Origin of the sequence: Texcoconibacillus texcoconensis (assembly GCF_014202575.1) — a bacterium.
In the GTDB taxonomy this organism is placed as follows: domain Bacteria; phylum Bacillota; class Bacilli; order Bacillales; family Salisediminibacteriaceae; genus Texcoconibacillus; species Texcoconibacillus texcoconensis.
Genome location: NZ_JACHHB010000012.1, coordinates 94,406 through 111,907, shown reverse-complemented (window position 1 = coordinate 111,907; position 17,502 = coordinate 94,406). Strand labels below are relative to the sequence as shown.

13 protein-coding genes, 2 pseudogenes and 2 CRISPR repeat arrays are annotated in these 17,502 nt (G+C 36.8%); of the genes and pseudogenes, 11 read left to right on the top strand and 4 right to left on the bottom strand.

Going from position 1 to position 17,502, the window contains the following annotated elements:
- Nucleotides 1–781 (bottom strand): annotated as a pseudogene (locus HNQ41_RS12930) (IS3 family transposase); the annotation flags it as partial.
- A gap of 102 nt (nucleotides 782–883) precedes the next feature.
- A CRISPR array of direct repeats spans nucleotides 884–1,182; the repeat unit is 30 nt; unit sequence GTTTTCATCTTACCTATGAGGAATTGAAAC.
- Nucleotides 1,183–1,363: 181 nt separating this feature from the next.
- Between HNQ41_RS12930 and HNQ41_RS12925 the strand changes: the two are divergent.
- From HNQ41_RS12925 to HNQ41_RS12880, 10 genes and pseudogenes are all read left to right on the top strand, one after another.
- On the top strand, nucleotides 1,364–2,728 hold the full coding sequence (locus tag HNQ41_RS12925) for a transposase (protein WP_184664847.1): 1,365 nt from the start codon (nucleotides 1,364–1,366) through the stop codon (nucleotides 2,726–2,728).
- Nucleotides 2,729–3,198: 470 nt separating this feature from the next.
- The gene (cas6, locus tag HNQ41_RS12920; protein ID WP_184664846.1) at nucleotides 3,199–3,939 is read left to right on the top strand and encodes a CRISPR-associated endoribonuclease Cas6; all 741 of its coding nucleotides are present in this window, start codon (nucleotides 3,199–3,201) and stop codon (nucleotides 3,937–3,939) included.
- A gap of 90 nt (nucleotides 3,940–4,029) precedes the next feature.
- Entirely contained in the window at nucleotides 4,030–6,066 is a 2,037-nt protein-coding gene (locus tag HNQ41_RS12915) for a hypothetical protein (protein WP_184664845.1), read from the top strand.
- On the top strand, nucleotides 6,053–7,012 hold the full coding sequence (locus HNQ41_RS12910) for a CRISPR-associated protein (RefSeq protein ID WP_184664844.1): 960 nt from the start codon (nucleotides 6,053–6,055) through the stop codon (nucleotides 7,010–7,012). The genes HNQ41_RS12915 and HNQ41_RS12910 overlap by 14 nt, the downstream gene beginning before the upstream one ends.
- 12 nt (nucleotides 7,013–7,024) lie before the next feature.
- A complete protein-coding gene (gene cas5, locus HNQ41_RS12905; protein WP_184664843.1) occupies nucleotides 7,025–7,717 on the top strand; it encodes a CRISPR-associated protein Cas5 in 693 nt (230 codons plus the stop codon).
- Nucleotides 7,705–10,098: a CRISPR-associated helicase Cas3' gene (gene cas3, locus HNQ41_RS12900; RefSeq protein ID WP_184664842.1), complete on the top strand. Its 2,394-nt coding sequence runs from the start codon at nucleotides 7,705–7,707 to the stop codon at nucleotides 10,096–10,098. The genes cas5 and cas3 overlap by 13 nt, the downstream gene beginning before the upstream one ends.
- Before the next feature lie 17 nt (nucleotides 10,099–10,115).
- A complete protein-coding gene (gene cas4, locus HNQ41_RS12895; RefSeq protein ID WP_184664841.1) occupies nucleotides 10,116–10,625 on the top strand; it encodes a CRISPR-associated protein Cas4 in 510 nt (169 codons plus the stop codon).
- Nucleotides 10,626–10,629: 4 nt separating this feature from the next.
- Complete coding sequence (gene cas1b, locus HNQ41_RS12890; RefSeq protein WP_184664840.1) at nucleotides 10,630–11,637, top strand: type I-B CRISPR-associated endonuclease Cas1b; 1,008 nt, start codon at nucleotides 10,630–10,632, stop codon at nucleotides 11,635–11,637.
- Nucleotides 11,638–11,651: 14 nt separating this feature from the next.
- A complete protein-coding gene (gene cas2, locus HNQ41_RS12885) occupies nucleotides 11,652–11,915 on the top strand; it encodes a CRISPR-associated endonuclease Cas2 (RefSeq protein WP_184664839.1) in 264 nt (87 codons plus the stop codon).
- 222 nt (nucleotides 11,916–12,137) lie between these two features.
- Nucleotides 12,138–13,612: direct repeats of the CRISPR family, unit length 30 nt; unit sequence GTTTTGATCTTACCTAAAAGGAATTGAAAT.
- Between the two features lie 59 nt (nucleotides 13,613–13,671).
- Nucleotides 13,672–13,808 (top strand): annotated as a pseudogene (locus HNQ41_RS12880) (IS3-like element IS655 family transposase); the annotation flags it as partial.
- 108 nt (nucleotides 13,809–13,916) lie between these two features.
- Here the strand turns inward: HNQ41_RS12880 and HNQ41_RS12875 are convergent.
- The 3 genes from HNQ41_RS12875 to HNQ41_RS12865 form a co-directional block, all read right to left on the bottom strand.
- Nucleotides 13,917–14,378, bottom strand: coding sequence for a hypothetical protein (locus HNQ41_RS12875; protein ID WP_184664838.1), 462 nt, complete (start codon nucleotides 14,376–14,378; stop codon nucleotides 13,917–13,919).
- 1 nt (nucleotide 14,379) lies between these two features.
- The gene (locus tag HNQ41_RS12870) at nucleotides 14,380–15,171 is read right to left on the bottom strand and encodes a hypothetical protein (RefSeq protein ID WP_184664837.1); all 792 of its coding nucleotides are present in this window, start codon (nucleotides 15,169–15,171) and stop codon (nucleotides 14,380–14,382) included.
- A gap of 151 nt (nucleotides 15,172–15,322) precedes the next feature.
- Nucleotides 15,323–15,811, bottom strand: coding sequence for a CBO0543 family protein (locus tag HNQ41_RS12865; protein WP_184664836.1), 489 nt, complete (start codon nucleotides 15,809–15,811; stop codon nucleotides 15,323–15,325).
- A 328-nt stretch (nucleotides 15,812–16,139) separates the two neighbouring features.
- Between HNQ41_RS12865 and HNQ41_RS12860 the strand changes: the two genes are divergently transcribed.
- Nucleotides 16,140–17,502 (top strand): hypothetical protein (locus HNQ41_RS12860; RefSeq protein ID WP_184664835.1); only part of this gene is annotated, 1,363 nt, incomplete at its 3' end.

The following is a 17,502-nucleotide window of genomic DNA, read 5'->3' as shown; positions in this document are numbered from 1 at the left end:
CGTTGAACTAACGCTGCATCCTTACGTGGACCAGCACTATGACCGATAATTTCACGGTTGTATAAATCGATTAAAACACAAATATAATGCCATTTTTGTTGGACTCGAACGTATGTTAAATCGCTCACAATCACTTTTAATTCCTGATCTTGATCAAATTCGCGATTTAGTGTGTTTCCTACTTCAGATTCATTACAGGATGTTTTCGTTGGTTTGTATTGAGCGACCGTATACTTTGAAACAAGGCCTTGTTCTTTCATGATACGACTAATACGACGACGAGAAACCGTCCAGCCTAGCTTTTTAAGCTCAACTTTAATTTTCCTTTGTCCGTAAATGTTACGGCTGTTTTTAAAGATTTCCACGATTAGTTTTGTTACTTCTTCATCATTGTTTTCACGGATTTTTGATTCGTAATAATACGTACTTCTTGGGATTTGTAGGACGTCGCACATTGCTGATACCGAGTATTTGTGACTGTTATTTCGAATCACATCTACTTTCGTCCCATGATCAGCGCTGCTTGCTTTAAAATATCATTCTCCATTGCAAGCTGTTGGTTTTCTTTTCGTAAGCGGATCAATTCTTCTTGCTCAGGTGTTCGATTATCTTTCTCTTCAAAAGAACCGCTCTCTTGATGTTGTTGAACCCATTTATCAAAGGCAGATGGCGTCAGCTCGTATTCTCTGATAATTTCGGCACGTGGTTTTCCTGAAGCATGTAATTGAACCATTTGTTCTTTGAATTCTTTGGTAAAATGACGTCTTACTCGTTTGGTCATGATAGAGTCTCCTAAGTTTTTATTTGAACTAAGTATATATGACCTTAAGCAACCTGTCCAACCTAGTGTAACCTATCCAATTTTATCAGTGATAACGAAAAAGTTTTCATCTTACCTATGAGGAATTGAAACCCGTAGCTATAACATCTCCACGATGCACCGACAACCCGGTTTTCATCTTACCTATGAGGAATTGAAACCTCCAATTCTTCGCGGATGTCGACGTCTAATTGTTCGTTTTCATCTTACCTATGAGGAATTGAAACATGTCTGCAATGAGTGTAATCGGTTCGTAGTCTTCTTGTTTTCATCTTACCTATGAGGAATTGAAACTATGAAAAACGTGCCGTAACTGTTGATAGTGGTGATCTGTTTTCATCTTACCTAAGAGGAATTTAATGATATCATCGAATTCTTTCTAAGCCTTAGGTCGCAAGTTCGGTTATCTTATAAACTTGAATGAATTTCATAAATCTGAGCCCTTTGGGCTCAAGGGTTCTAAGACATAAAAAAAGGAGCACCTCCCCAAATGTCGAATTTAGTAAGTAGCCACAAACTAAACCAAATGGGAGGGAACCCCTCATGTCTATTGTACGACAAGAGAGTCTGTTTAGTATAGAGGTTTTATATGAATTAGAGCCTACCCAACGTTATGATGAAGTTTTTTCATCAATAAATATTGCTCCTATGGTTAACGTTGTTGCTAAAAAATCCCGGTTTGGACGCCCTGTAAGCTTAAATTACCCTGCAATGATTCAAGCACTTGTGATCAGAATTGTAGAAAGAATTTCTGAAATTAAGCTCCTAGTGAAGCGTTTGAAATGGGACCTTCAATTCAAATGGGACTGTGGTTTCCTTATTTCAGACTCTGTTCCTTCAGAGTCGGCTTTTTCAAGGATGATCTCAAAAATTAAAGAATCAAATGTGTTGCAAAGTATCAATACACAAATTCTCACAGATGCCATAGATGAAGGCTGTATCAGTGACACAAATATTGCCATCGATGCAGGGCATTTCGAAGCGAGAGATCAGGCATCATCCAATAAGGAAGAGCGTGAACAGAAATCAGTACCAAAAAAACGCGGACGTAAACCAAAAATTGAGCAAGAGCAATGGTTAAAAGAACAACAGGAATTACAAGATTCTTTGCCGATCTTCGAAAAGAAAATCGAGGATCAATTAGAAGTCCCTTATAATGAGCTTCGTGACCAAATGCCTATCGCCCCTAAATGGGGCGTGAAGAAAAATAGCGAGGGAAAGAATGCCTATTGGTTTGGTTATAAAGGACACTTTGCCGTTGATACGAAAAATCAGTTTATCCTTCATTCCATGATGTCTTCTGGGAACCTCCATGATGGGAAAGCCATTACTCCTTTGCTGAAAGGGATCGAAGAGACATTACCAAAATTAGACTGGACTTATGCAATCATGGATGCGGGTTATGACTATAAACCCATCTATGAACAGATCAACAATATGAATGACTACTCGATCATTGCTTATAACAAAAAGAATGAATCAGAGCCAATTGGTTTTGACTCTCATTTCGCCCCTACCTGTGTACGAGAGCATTCATATCGGTACGATAGCTTTGATAAGAAGTACAAAACCTTAAAATTCACACGCCCAAAGGAATGTGCTGACTGTCCGTTAGCGCATGATACGCTATGCCAAAAAGTATACAAAATAAAGGTTGAAACGGACTTACGTCGTTATAGTGCACCTGCACGTGGTTCTCTAGCCTGGAAAGAACGTTACAAGGAACGTAGTTCCGTCGAACGGGTTATTGGGTATCTAAAAGAGTTTTTTCAGTTAAATAATGTAAGGTATCGTACTGGCGAACGAGCGAAAGTTCAATTTGATTTAACAACAATGGTTTACAATGGAATGAAGTTAGCAAGTGCACGTTTAAATCACAACGCTGTAAATAGTCAAACAGTAGCTTAAATGAAAAGCTGTTCAATATGAATTTCATTACTTTTTATATAACGTTACAGCGTAGTTGGACGGAATTTGCGAGACTCCTGCGGGAATAGCAATAGCTGAAGACCCCGCAGGGACGAGGAGGCTGAAGCATTGCCCGCGGAAAGCGAGCAGATGCAGTCCAACGGAGCTGCATTGTACGTTATATTACTAATTTGCCAGTTAAAAATTACAAAGAAAATATCATTCTGTTTTTGTATTCATTTTTAAGGAAGTGAATTATGAAATTGATTCACTTGAGAAAAAGATCGTCTAAATACAATAAAATTTGTTATAATTTTATTGTTCCGTAATTTTATCCAGGATAGTGGGATTGAAACTAAATGAATGTAGCGGAACAATATCTTACCCAAAGGGAAATTTCTGATTATTGTTGCAAATTACTTCTTACTAAATTATAATAAACTTATAAATAAATGTTGCGGAGTGATAAAATGAAATTATATCTTTCATTTAATTGCAACGAACTTCGCCTCCCTGTTTATTATCATAGGGATGTGCAAGGGTTGATTTACAATATGTTGTCTGAATCGCTTGGAGAATTTTTTCACAATCGGGGGTATGTTAATGGGAGTAGAACATACAAGCTTTTTTCATTTAGCCGATTAGAAGGGGATGCTACTTTCCACAAAAAAGAAAAAACTTTAACTTTTCATAATGAAATTTCACTCATAATTAGTTCAATTGTACCAGAGTTCATCAATGAATTAGCAAATAACATCATATTGTCACAAAATTTAACAATTCGTAACCAACATATTGAAGTATCTAATGTTAAAATGGTTCATGAACCGATCAACTCATCAAAAATTCTTGTGAAAACACGTTCCCCGATTACTGTTTATACCACCTATGAACGACGTAATGGAAAGTCGTTCACTCATTATTTCCAACCTCAGGATGAAGCCTTTAAACACCTCATAGAAGATGGTATTTTCCGCAAGTATGAAGCCTTTACCAACCAAGAAGTTCCCCAACACGAACGATTTCATATTCAACCGATTAATGTTTCAAAACGAGATAAGATTATTACAAAATATAAATCGACAATTATTAATGCTTGGAATGGTACTTATGAGATAGAAGCAAAACCTACGTATTTGGAATTTGCACTTTCTGCTTCGCTTGGAAGTAAGACAAGCCAAGGTTTCGGTTTGATCACGTTAGTCCCATAATCACAGGTTATATTTTACCTTTAAGGAACTTGATTAAGGAGGAGGTGAACCAATTCTGTGAAACAGCAGTTATAAAGGAGGGACAACTCTATGCTGTTGGATGCAATAATACGTGTAGGTCGTCCAATTGTTCATAGTTCATTATCTAATGAAAAACGAATTAAGTATTTGACTGATATCGAAAATGACACCTGTAAGAACTTTTTTGAAAACGTATTCATTGTAGAAGTGTCCGAAATGGGTGAGACTTCCCAAATGATAAATCTTCAAGACCACTCAGATAATAATGGGAATCCAGTTGTGAATCATGACAGAACTTCTGCTTTCCCGTTTTTTATGCCATCTGGTGGAAACCCTCTTAATGCACAAGGACTATATCCAGCTCCATGCTATCTTATGTATGATCGGCATATTAAGGAATTTTCCGACAAAGAAAAAACCACCTCAATGATTTTAGCAAGGTTAAAACGAACCATCTCTTTAAAAAACTGGGAAGATCAATTACTAGAAGAGATTGCGGAAAAAGTGTCAGAAGAGCTTTTCTCAAAATCGAATCACTATATTAATTCAGATGATAAACAACTCGGGGTTTTGTATATTATTGATTATCGCCTTTCAATGTTTGATGTAAGTAACCACCATTCATTAGGTGAACCATGGCTGTTCATAAACAAGAGTGTTGCAGATAACAATCAATCTATCATCGTTAACAGTGAAGAAATTATAGAACATACGATTGAAAGTAGATTTCAAGAAGCACAGGAATTAGGTGTGGCAGAGAATTCAGTGTCAACTTTATCTAATCAAAAAGTTGAAAAAACAGTGTCGGCTTATAATAAAACATGGTTATGGTTGAGCCCTACATGGGAAAGTCCAAGGTCTATATATTGGAAAGATGATGAATGGGTGAAAGGGATTCGGTTATCGAGAGACGAATATGAGAGTTATGTATATGGTACACAGTTTATAAAGCGCATCCAAACAAACCTATCAAGTGCTTTACTTAAAGAAATGTTTGCACCAATTACAAATGCGGAAGCTAAACGCCATATGAAAACAACTAGCTTTGATTCTATATACGCTATCCCATTTGTTTTACCACTACTAGAAAAGGATTCCCAACAACAAATTGAAATTTATGACAAACTGTTAAGGCCTAGGGATCCTCAGGAAAAAGAAAAGAAACCAGGAAGCGATTTACAATTAGAAATGTTAGGTGGTTTGAGAGGGAGAATTCTCCCTAAAATGAGCGATGAACATCGGTTGATGATCTTATATTATTCTGGAGATTTAGGTAAAGGGAATGTCCATATTCGTTCGGTGATTGAAGATGTTATCCCCAGCATTGCAACAAAATTACAGAAAATCATGAAGGGACTACAAGGAACAGAGAAAAAGTTATTAATTCAAGACTTTCAGTTACCAGAAAATAAAATAGAAATACGTCGTATGGATTATTTACCATCACTAATTTCTAATGCTTATGGACCGGGTTATGTATGGCAGAAAATGAATGATGTATTTCACAGGAAAACGTTGACACTGCGCCCTCTACAAAAAGTAATTGCTTATAAATTAAATGAATTAGCAAATAAAGGAAATTTGTGGCAAATGAAAGAAGAATTAATTTTCTATCATGGTTTTCGCTACTTTTATAGACGGTATAATTCTGAGTTATTAAAAATCGAAAAGGAGGTTGACAGTATGGAGTCGTGGCGGAACATGCTAGAGCGTTATCAAGAAGGAGCGTTAACTGACGAAGACTTCAAAGAAACTAGTCATGTTGCTTTTATATCAGGTTTGGCTCTAAGACAATTTTCTAATTCATATTATCAAAAAACGGGAAAAAATTATGTTGAACATCGAGTAATGAAGTTTGGTTCGAAACTTACACCAGAGATGATATGGAAGCAGGGGTTATTACGTACTGAGGAAGTATATCGTCAGTGGGATTTAGGTCTTGCTAACAACTATCATAAAGCTTTACAGGTACTATTGATTAGACTTTTAGAGCTTGATAAGTCAGGAAAGCTTCGTAAAGAGAAAGATGCCTTTATCACTGCTTTTTGGTCCGGATACTTAATGTACGAGAAAAAGAAAGGAGAAGATGAAAATGACAGTGAATAATGGAGAATTATTGTTTATTAAATCAGTGAAAGATGGAATTCCTAACAAAGACCCACTCCAGGATAGTGACGCAAGAAGAATATTCCCAGAAGAGGACGGAAGAATTTCACTAACAGATGTAAGTATAAAAAGGGATGTTCGTGATTTTGTGATTGATTTATATCCCGATGGTGGTGATGAACAAAATAACCATGTATTTGTTCAACAACAATTCAATGATAAAGGTAAACTAATGGGCAGAAAAAGCCTTGCAAATAATATAGCACAAATTGTTAATAAAGAGGCAGAAGCAAAAAAAGACATGAAATCAGTTCTTGTTGATCATAGTTTTGATGTTCGAACTTTTGGTATCGTATATTCAGAGAAACCGAAATTTCACCTTACAGGACCGGTTCAATTTTCTTGGGCGCATTCCATGCACCCTGTTGAATCACGTTATGTTCAAGGGACGGTCGTAATGCCAAGTAAAGATGGTTCAAATGAAGATGAAGGGAAAACTCAAGGGACAATTTGGACAGCTTATACAGTCCCATTTGCAGTATTTGCAATGTCAGGTGTTATCAATGCGAAAAACGCAGCGCATACTGGAATGACAATGAACGATCAAGAATTGTTGCTTCGATCTCTTTGGCAAGGTACACAACATCGACAAGCACGTGGACGTGGTCAACAAGAACCATTAATTTTGGTCCATGTCGAGTACAATGATCCATTTTTCCGAATAGGATATTTAGAAGATTTGATTTCTCTCTCTCCTGAAGCTGACACATGGAGGGAAGATGGAAAACAGCCGTCTTCTGTGAAAGAGGTGACGTTGCACCTAACTGAATTATTGAATGTACTTGAAGAGCATAAAGATAAGATTTCCAATTGTCGCATATGGACTCATACATCACTGAAAATAGATGGAGATATTTCCGCATATCAACAACCGGTCCAATGGTAGGAGGGGGTTAAATTGAAATTAGTCGCTTTTGATGTTAAAGGTTCAATTGCCCATTTTAGACGTCCTGATACAACGGCCACACACATGACATATCCTTTTATTACCCCAACTGCTATACGGGGGCTTGTCGGTGCGATTTTGGGCATTACTGATTTCAAAACAGACGATAAAGTCGGTTTGCAATTACTTAACGAAGTTCAAACATCGGCACAGCAATTGTCGATGTTGGGGAAGCCTGGAGGCGATGTGTTTAATCGTCCTACAACCATTGAATTAATAGTCAACCCTTCATATCGTATCTTCTATTATGGTGATGAATATTCGGAACAGTTAATCGATTTCCTACAAAATGGACATGCAGTCTATCCGACATTCCTAGGTGCAGCTTATGCATTAACAACTCCAAAAAATTTAAAGGTTATAAGTGAGTTACAGAGAGTGGAGCCAATGGAGCAAGTTGAGTCAAATACAATTATTCCTATTTCTGTTATTGAACAATTGGAAGTTGAAGAGGACAAACAATATAGCCGAGCCGGTGGATTCATGTACAACTATCTAGGTAACCGAACCTTCGAAAAGTCCATTGATTTTTTGTATGAACAAAATGGATATGAAATCACATTTGTTCCTAAAGATCCACAATCTATTGAAACTTTGGATATTGAAATCTTAAAAACTGAGGAAGGTAGTATATGTCTGTATTGAACTTTAAGGATTGTTGGGCCCGTCCTGAAAAAACGGACGGTTCCCACCTTCTATCGTCCCATTTGAAAAATGTAGCTATTAAAGCTAAAAAAAATGTGACAAATGAGCCTACCGTTATTCAAGAGTTAATTTATTTAGCTGCTTTATGTCATGATATTGGTAAGGTTCATAAAGATTGGCAGTTATATATAAGGAAAAAGATAAAACAAGGACCTAACCATGCTGAATGTGGGGCGTTTGTCTTTTCTTATTTAGCCTACCATTACCTTAATCAAATGGACGTATGGGAAAAGTATTGTAGGGAATGGATATGGATTATTCGGGATATAGCGGATCACCATGGTATTCTGAAAGCAACAGATGAAAGAGACTTACGATGGAATAAGCTATACACATGGTCCAAAATGGATTTAACAGGATTCAAACATTGGTTAGATCAACAGTTTTCAGGTCTAGAACATGTAAACCTCACGACAGATGAACTAGAAAATTGGATAGAAGAAGTAGACGAATATTATGAAGATGCTGTGATGGAAGGTTTGGATCCGAAAGGTTTATCATATCAATCATTGATGAATAACTTGCAAAGATGGCGTCGGTTAACGACGGCTCTAATAACCGCAGATCGCTTTGATGTACAGCCGATTGCCACAACGAAATTATCCTCTGAATTGTCTGAAAGATTCGAAGAACAATTATTACTATATTGCAGTGAGAATGCACATCACCCTATGTCTGAGAAGAGACAACAAGCCCAGGATAATATCGTTAATCTTTACTCTCATTATCAAGATCGTTCAATATTTGCCCTCTCTATGCCTACAGGATATGGTAAAACTTTAACCTCTTTTCGCCTTGCAACGAAGCTTGGGCAAAATAGTGGGAAAGAAAAAATCATTTACGTTGCACCCTATTTAGCCATTTTAGAGCAGACGACAAAAGAATTAGAAAAAGTATTCCAAGTAAATATTCTAGAACACCATTCATTAGCGCTCTTTGATGAACAGGTAAAGAAAGCATCAGGAGAAAAAGCGAATATAAATGATGAAGTTGAAAAAAGGTCTGGACAACTTATCATGGAATCTTGGGCACATCCATTTGTAACAACAAGTTTTCAGCAATTTATGAAAGCGCTTTTTCCATCGAAAGCACAAGAAACATTACGTAGAGATCGTATACAAAATAGTGTGGTTTTGATTGATGAACCACAAATTTTTTCAGCAAATGTATGGAACCTTTTACTTGTTGGATTACAATCTTTAGTTAAAGAGGAAAATATCACGGTTATCTTTCTATCAGCTACTTTGCCACCATTTGAGTATGGACTTGATGATCAACCAGTTTTATTGGAAGTGCCGGATGATCGAAAACTCCCTCGTTACCGTGTGTCAAATACGAATGATGTTAACCAGAGATCATTATCTGAACGTGTTTCTGATCGTCCTGAAATGAAGAAAGCTGTAATCATGAATACGATCCAAGATGCAATCGATATCCATAAGGAAATATCATCATTAAGCTCGCAAAAAGAAAGTTTATACCTGCTGCATGGACTTATGGTACCTATTCACAAGCGTATACAAACAGAAAAAATTAAAAGGAGTCTAAAAAGTGATCATCCATCTCCGATCACAGTTGTATCTACACAAGTATTAGAAGCAGGTGTAGATGCTAGTTTTGACTATATGTTTCGTTCCTCCACAATTCTTCCATCTCTAATTCAAGCTGCAGGACGAGTTAACCGTCATGGTCGAGGAACGACTAGCTTACTTGAAACTGGTATTTATTTAAATAGTAATAATAAAGATACTCGAGACTTTATTTATGATAAACAATGGTTGAAGCAAACTGATGCAATTTTGGAGGAACATCCTAATTTTACAGAACTAGATTCTGACAAATTGGTGCAAGAATTTTATAACCGTATATTTCAACAAAACTCTTATGAAGGGATTAAACAGGATATAAAACACGCATATGAAACGAACTGGCATTTCCTTAGTCAACACGCCCCCTTTGGAGATAGTTATATGCAGTTGCCGATATTTATCTCCTGGGACTTTAGAGAAGTAGAGAGTGACTTGTTACCTGAGGTATTTTGTAAACTAATTGATAAATTTCAAATGACATCAGCAGAGGACATTTATACACATTATCAGGACTTGGAGTTTATGCATTCTTTATCTTTTCAGGATAGAAAAGAATGGATGATGCTCGTATACTTTTTTGTACTAAATCTTCCGGTCAAAAAAGCGATTAAAGCGGTAGGTAAAGATCCATTCTTACAACAGAGAATTCCTTTTTTATATGATACAGATGCATATCATCATAACTATGGGTGGCAAAACATTAGTATGGCAGAGGATGGTTGGATGATTTAGCTGTAAGGTGGGATATGATGACTTATGAAATGCCTGTTACTGGTACAGACATTTGGTACTATTTTATTTGTAAACGAGAAGCATGGCTAATGATGAGAAAAATTGCTCCTGATAACGAAGATGAAAATATGGAAATTGGTCGATTTATTCATGAGTATACGAAGAAAAGAGGAAAAAAGGAAGTAGATGTAGGTCATATTAAAGTTGATCGTTTGAAAAAAATTAAAGATGAATACGTTGTACAAGAAATTAAAAAGTCTGCAAAGTTTAGAGAGAGTGCAAGATATCAATTGCTGTATTATTTAGACACGTTAAGACAAATGGGCATTAAAGCGAAGGGAGAACTTACTTATTCTGAAGAGAAGAAACGTGAAGAAGTGGTATTAACTGAAAATGCAAAAAAGAAGTTAGATGAAACAATTGATTCTATAAGAAAATTGGCAAAGCAAACAACACCACCGTCACCTAAAAAGATTAAATTCTGTCGGCAATGTGCATATAAAGAATATTGTTGGGCGGAGGGATGATCGATTGAAAAAAACGATATATATTTTCCAAAGTGGAGAATTAAAACGTAAAGATCATAGCCTTTATTTCGAAAACAGTGAAGGGAGAAGGAAGCATATTCCTGTGGAAGATGTTAACGATATTTATATTTTTGGGGAGGTAGATGTTTCGAAACGATTTCTTGATTTCATGTCACAAAAACAGATATGTCTTCATTACTTTAATTATTACGGTTATTATTCTGGTACTTTTTATCCGCGCGAACATCTAAATGCGGGGCACGTAATATTAAAGCAAGCTGAACATTATATAAATGATGATCATCGTTTGAGATTGGCAAGGCTTTTTATAGAAGGTTCGATTGCTCAAATGATCCAGGTGTTGAAGTACTATAAGTCTAGGGCAAAAAGTGGACAAGAAAAAATTGAACAAACCCTAGAAATAATGAAAAATGAACAGAGTAAGTTGCCACATGCGGAATCAATTGAAGAGTTGATGTCACAAGAAGGGCATTCTAGAGAGAGGTATTATGCATTGTTTGATGTAATCATTCAGAATAAAGAGTTCCCCTTTGAAAAACGTTCCAAACGGCCTCCGCTGAATCGATTAAACGCTTTGATAAGCTTTGGTAATTCAATTTGCTATACAACAGTACTAAGTGAAATATATAAAACCTATTTAGATCCGAGGATAGGCTATTTACACGCTACTAATTTTCGGCGTTTTTCATTAAATTTAGATGTTGCTGAAATTTTTAAGCCAATTATGGTTGATCGGCTAATCTTCTATTTAATTAATAAAAAGATGCTTACAAAAAAACATTTTGATGGTCATACAGACGGAATTCTTTTATCTGAAGAAGGGAGACGAATCTTCGTGGGTGAGTTGGACAAACGAATGTCTCAAACTGTTAAGCACCGACACTTGGGGAAATCTGTCTCCTATCGTAGATTAATAAGATTGGAACTTTATAAAGTACAGAAGCATTTACTAGGTGAGAAGAAATATGAACCATATCGGACATTGTGGTAGGGCAGGTGAGACTAATGTTCGTCATTCTTGTCTATGATTTCGCACAAAAACGTGTAGGGAAAGCATTGAAGATTTCTAGGAAGTACTTGCACTGGGTACAAAATTCAGTTTTGGAAGGTGAAATTTCAAAAGCAAACTATACAAAATTAAAATTAGAGCTTGAAGGGTTAATGGATCCTGATGAAGATTCGGTGATTTTTTACACTTTTAGAACATTGAGCTATTCAAAGCGTGAAGAATTGGGGGTTAAAAAGGGTGGGGATGAAAATATCATATGATTGATCCCATAGGCAATAAATTATATTTGTTCAGTTGTCGTCGGTCTCTATTAGAACAGCACTCCCGGGGGATCGACGACAAAATGAGAGAATGAGTAACTAGGAGAATACATCTGTTTACAAGAGAAAAAGAGCGGTTACAAAGTTTTGAAAAAGAATTAAAAGTTTCAGGAAGGAATTTCTTATTTATTGAAGAAGACTGTTGTTATGCATGAAATTGGGGTTTTGATCTTACCTAAAAGGAATTGAAATTACTGCTATTGATGAGCAATGCTTCATCAAATTTATTGTTTTGATCTTACCTAAAAGGAATTGAAATTGCCTAATGAGCCTGAGAATCATAAACATATCTTTTGGTTTTGATCTTACCTAAAAGGAATTGAAATTTCCAATGAGATTATACGAATCTAAAAATGATTCATAGTTTTGATCTTACCTAAAAGGAATTGAAATAACTAATGAGTGAATCATCAATGATTTTTGCATCAAGTTTTGATCTTACCTAAAAGGAATTGAAATATATAAGCAGACATACTACTGCATATTACGAAACTTATGTTTTGATCTTACCTAAAAGGAATTGAAATAGCGATCTCCGTACTGATGCACCAGCGAAGTTATCAGGTTTTGATCTTACCTAAAAGGAATTGAAATGACTTTCATGCACGGTTACATACTCAAACCTCGTTTCTGTTTTGATCTTACCTAAAAGGAATTGAAATCCCCCTTTTACTATGACCCCATGTTATAGGGGTTGGTTTTGATCTTACCTAAAAGGAATTGAAATGGATAAACAAAAAAGATGCAACGGCATTTCGCGAAGTTTTGATCTTACCTAAAAGGAATTGAAATCCGAAATACTTTTCGCCTTCCTTCGCGATGATTTCCGTTTTGATCTTACCTAAAAGGAATTGAAATCGCTAAAAACCAATTCCGCATTGATTCAGTTACTCGGTTTTGATCTTACCTAAAAGGAATTGAAATTGTCGATATGACTAGCTAGCTTGTACATCTTTTCTTGTTTTGATCTTACCTAAAAGGAATTGAAATTTGAAAATGTCGGCTATTTTTTCGAACCCTTCGCCAGTTTTGATCTTACCTAAAAGGAATTGAAATGAATATAAAAGATTTCAGACCTTGTTTTGATCTTACCTAAAAGGAATTGAAATCGGAGAAGAAGGCGGCGCTTGCTACGTTGCGTGCGCGTTTTGATCTTACCTAAAAGGAATTGAAATCTAGATTTAGTCTCTGAAGGGATACGGATCTGCTGGTTTTGATCTTACCTAAAAGGAATTGAAATATCGTACCAATGATCGCCGAACACAAATTTCAACAGTTTTGATCTTACCTAAAAGGAATTGAAATTGAAAAATGTGATTCTAAGAAAGTTGAAACACGAGGTTTTGATCTTACCTAAAAGGAATTGAAACAAAAAGAAGGTGTTCTTGATGAAGATCGATGGAGCCCGTTTTGATCTTACCTAAAAGGAATTGAAACATGCTCTGCGTTCTAATACATCAGCGATCGCCAACAGTTTTGATCTTACCTAAAAGGAATTGAAATCGGGATCGGCTTCAGATGCAAATGATTCAGTTGCGGGGGTTTGATCTTACCTAAAAGGAATTGAAATATACTAACTCGCAAAGGTAATGTAAAGAAGCCTTTCCGTTTTGATCTTACCTAAAAGGAATTGAAACATCCCTCGTATGTTCTCCGATTGGAGCCGGTAGGTTTAATTCTTATCTAAGAACCTGACCAAGAAGAATTGATACGCTTACGAAAAGAAAACCAACAGCTTGCAATGGAGAATGATATTTTAAAGCAAGCGGCGCTGATCATGGGACGAAAGTAGATGTGATTGGAAATAACAATCACAAGTATTCGGTATCAGCAGCTTTTCTAAACCGAGTAATCATGTCTCAAATCCTCAGAGATATGCATTATTAAAAATCAAAACATTTTCTCGCCTCGTATCCCTTTCCACATAGCCCACTCTTCAAATTAACCTTCTACCTTAGCGACGCCTAACGCTAGATGCTCCCATAATACCTCTTCTACTTTCTCTACTAGCTCATTGGGGCATTCTACAACTAAAACAACTTCTGACTTTTTCCCTTTCACTTTTCTCTTTCTTTTATGTATGACTTTATAAATGATGTAATCAATGATAAAACCTAAAATAAAGCCAATAGCTCCACCAATTAACCCCCAAAAAATAGGCCCCCACTCTAATACAAAACCAACGCTTGCCCCTATGACAGAAAACGCAGTCCCAATGGCTGCTCCCTTATCGAACAAACTAATTCCATCCGCTCTATGAAGCGTATCAAACAATCTCCTCTCTTCTGCACGGTTAATTAGAGGAACAGCGAGAATATGTTCCTTTTTTACTCCGATTTTTTCTAAAGATGTGATCGCTAATTCAAGATAGGATGAGTGTTCAAAGGTTGAAAAGATTTGCACTTTATTTCACCTCATCTGTTTTTAAAGGTATTTTTACACGATGTCGTTGGTAATGTTCTTTTAGATACTTCCTTTGTTCACTTTCAAATAACTTATTATTCTCAACTGTATTCACATAAGAATCGTATACGGAAAATCCAAAGTGTGATGGTATGAATAAGAACCATTGCGGATCGAGTACTTGCGTTGCTTCATTAATTTCCCCTAAAAAAAGTAAGTGTATTGCTACGAGAACATTTGAAAAATAGACAAACACGATTATAAATCCCATCGTAAAAATCACTGTCAGTACACGATGGATATATAGTTGACCTAATCCTGGCGTAAAGAGTGACCATAACACTGCCATGATCGGTCTTCTTTTATCTAAGTAGTTAATTTCGAAAGCACTAATCATATAGGAATTAAAATCAGCATTCTCCCGTTCTGCTAATATGAATACTTTATTCAAATCTACAGCACTGCGATAGGCATCCCATATCCCAAAAAAATAAACTGGTAGATATAAGAGCATCCACTTAGGTTCCAATACATCCTTTGCTAAATCAATTTTACCTGTAAAAGAATAAACAATAGCCATGTTGATATTAGCCATATTATTAACAAGAATTTCCCAAATAAACAATGCATAACCTCTAAGATACTTAGATAAGAGAAGATGACCAAAACCAGGAAAGGCCGCCGACCACCAAGCGATGATATATGGACTTCGTAAATGTAGTTGTGTTGTACCTATCGCACTAACATAAGCTTTGAAACGACGTTGTCGATTTGTTGGTTTAAAGTTATTCATAAGAAGCATCCTCTTATCTTTTTTAGTATTAACGTTCTGTCTTACCAGCAATGAATTGTCATTTTTCGTAACGACTTTGTTCTGAAACGAAGAAACATTCAAACTAAGAAGGATCGAATGATTCTTCACTTCTTCTTTTTTAATTGTCTCCTTACGTTTTTTGATACACGTCTACTTTCCTTATTGCCCCAATGACCAACCTTGTGAGAAGTGATTTCAAAATAATACCAAAGAATGTGTGATACCAACTCCAATCCTTTTTCCATTTAATGAAAGACGTTTTTTTCTCTGCCCATAATTCAATCATTAACATCGGGATCGCAAAGAGGAAAAGTTTATAAGCGATAGCAAAAGGTTTATCTTTATCCGTGAACTGATTAAAGATAATCGTGATAAATGGGTACACAAAAAAGTCAAAAACCAAACTGATATCAAACAATTTTGGTAGTAATCGGACGGGGTATTTCACTATATTTAGGGACGTGAGAATGTTATCAATGAACCCATTTGTCACAGCATTGAATAAATAAACAATGATCCAATCTTTTATTGGTCGTTTCTTAAGTATGATTGGCATAAATACGATTACAGCTACCAATATGAAACGCAAAAATCTCTGACCGAGTAATTTACTTTTCATAAAAAAACATTCCACCTTCCTTCCATGGATAGAATGCCTCAAAATAAAATTTTTAATTCGATTTTGCGTAGGATTTTGGCACTTTACACGAATACATATGTAGCGATCCATCTGCTGAAGATTTTGAAACGGTTTAAAAGAAAAAACCATCACTGAAAGGGTATGATGATCTTCTCTCATTCAGTGAGCATTCATTTGCCACACACCATTCATATTTTCCCACCTATCCGCATACATCTGTAACGTGTAGAGCTACGAATACGGTTTGGAAAAGCTACGGCTTTCATTTAACAACCAATGATGTATTGAGATAAAGGAGGAGGATTCGGTGACTGAGGAGAGAACGTCGAAGTTGTCGTTTTCAATTGATGAAACGGTATGGTTAAAAGATGGGCAACAAGTTGATCAAGTCCGCTCGTTGTCATTAGAGCCGGATATTGAGATCGAAGAGAGTGCGGAGTATTTGTTTATTAAAGGTGGATTGAAGCTTCACGGAGAGTATGATGTTGCCGAAGAAGATACAGAAGCAAGAGATGAAAAAACGGATGAAAATTTGGCGTTTCGCTCCGTAGAGGAAGTAAGTGTCTCTGATGAAGGCATCGGTCACATTAATCATCGTTTGCCGATTGACGTGACCGTTCCGCACGAACGTGTGTCACGCGCTGATGAGGTTTATGTGACGATTGATCACTTCGATTACGACCTTCCTGAAAGAGGTTGCTTACACTTGTCTGCCGATGTTGGCATTAGTGGCATTCAAGAAGTTGGAGAGGCAGATATTGAGGAACGAGAAGAGGAAAGCAAAGCGCAAGAGGAAGAAAACAGCCAAGACAACAATGAACAAGAAGATCAACAAGAAGAGGAAGAGGAGTATTATTATGCGCCGACGTTCCGTTTCGAACAGTATAGACGTGCTGAAGAGGAGGAGCCAGCGGATCTAATTGGTTCTCAGCAACAAGCACCAGAATCACAGCAAGAAAAATCATCTACTACGGAAGAGAAACCAAAGACAAATATAGGCTCTCAAATCCCTCCAATGCCACATCCAGTGCCAGCACCTGAAACATTGTCAGTACCAGGGTTAAAAGATCGTGATACGACATATTACGGCCAAGAGACTAATCAGCAAGAATCGCCAGAAAAACCATCAGCAGATACTCACAATGAAAAGACACATGAACGCACAAATGGTCAAGAGAGTGAGCAGTTTGGTGAGGTTGAAACAGAAGAACGTTCTCAGTACGGAGAAATCGATGAGGTACCCGCTTCGGAGACCTTCAATGAAGAGGACGTCCGTTCCGACCAAGAGCAACCTCAGTCTCAACCTGTAGATCAAGAAGAGCTTGAAGAAGTAGAACCAGTTGAAGTTCAACAAGAGCCTGCGATTGCTCGTAAAGATGTCCGAACCGAAGAAAAGACACCGTATACCGAAGAAAAGCCAGCGGCAGAACAGAGAGCAGAACAAATCCAAAGTCCAGCAGAACACGTTCGAGCGGAAGAAAAGACACTATATACCGAAGAAAAAACCGCGGCAGAACAGAGATCAGAACAAATCCAAAGTCCAGCAGAGGACGTTCGAGCGGAAGAAAAGACACCATATACCGAAGAAACGCCAGCGGCAGAACAAAGATCAGAACAAATCCAAAGTCCAGCAGAAGACGTTCGAGCGGAAGAAAAGACACCATATACCG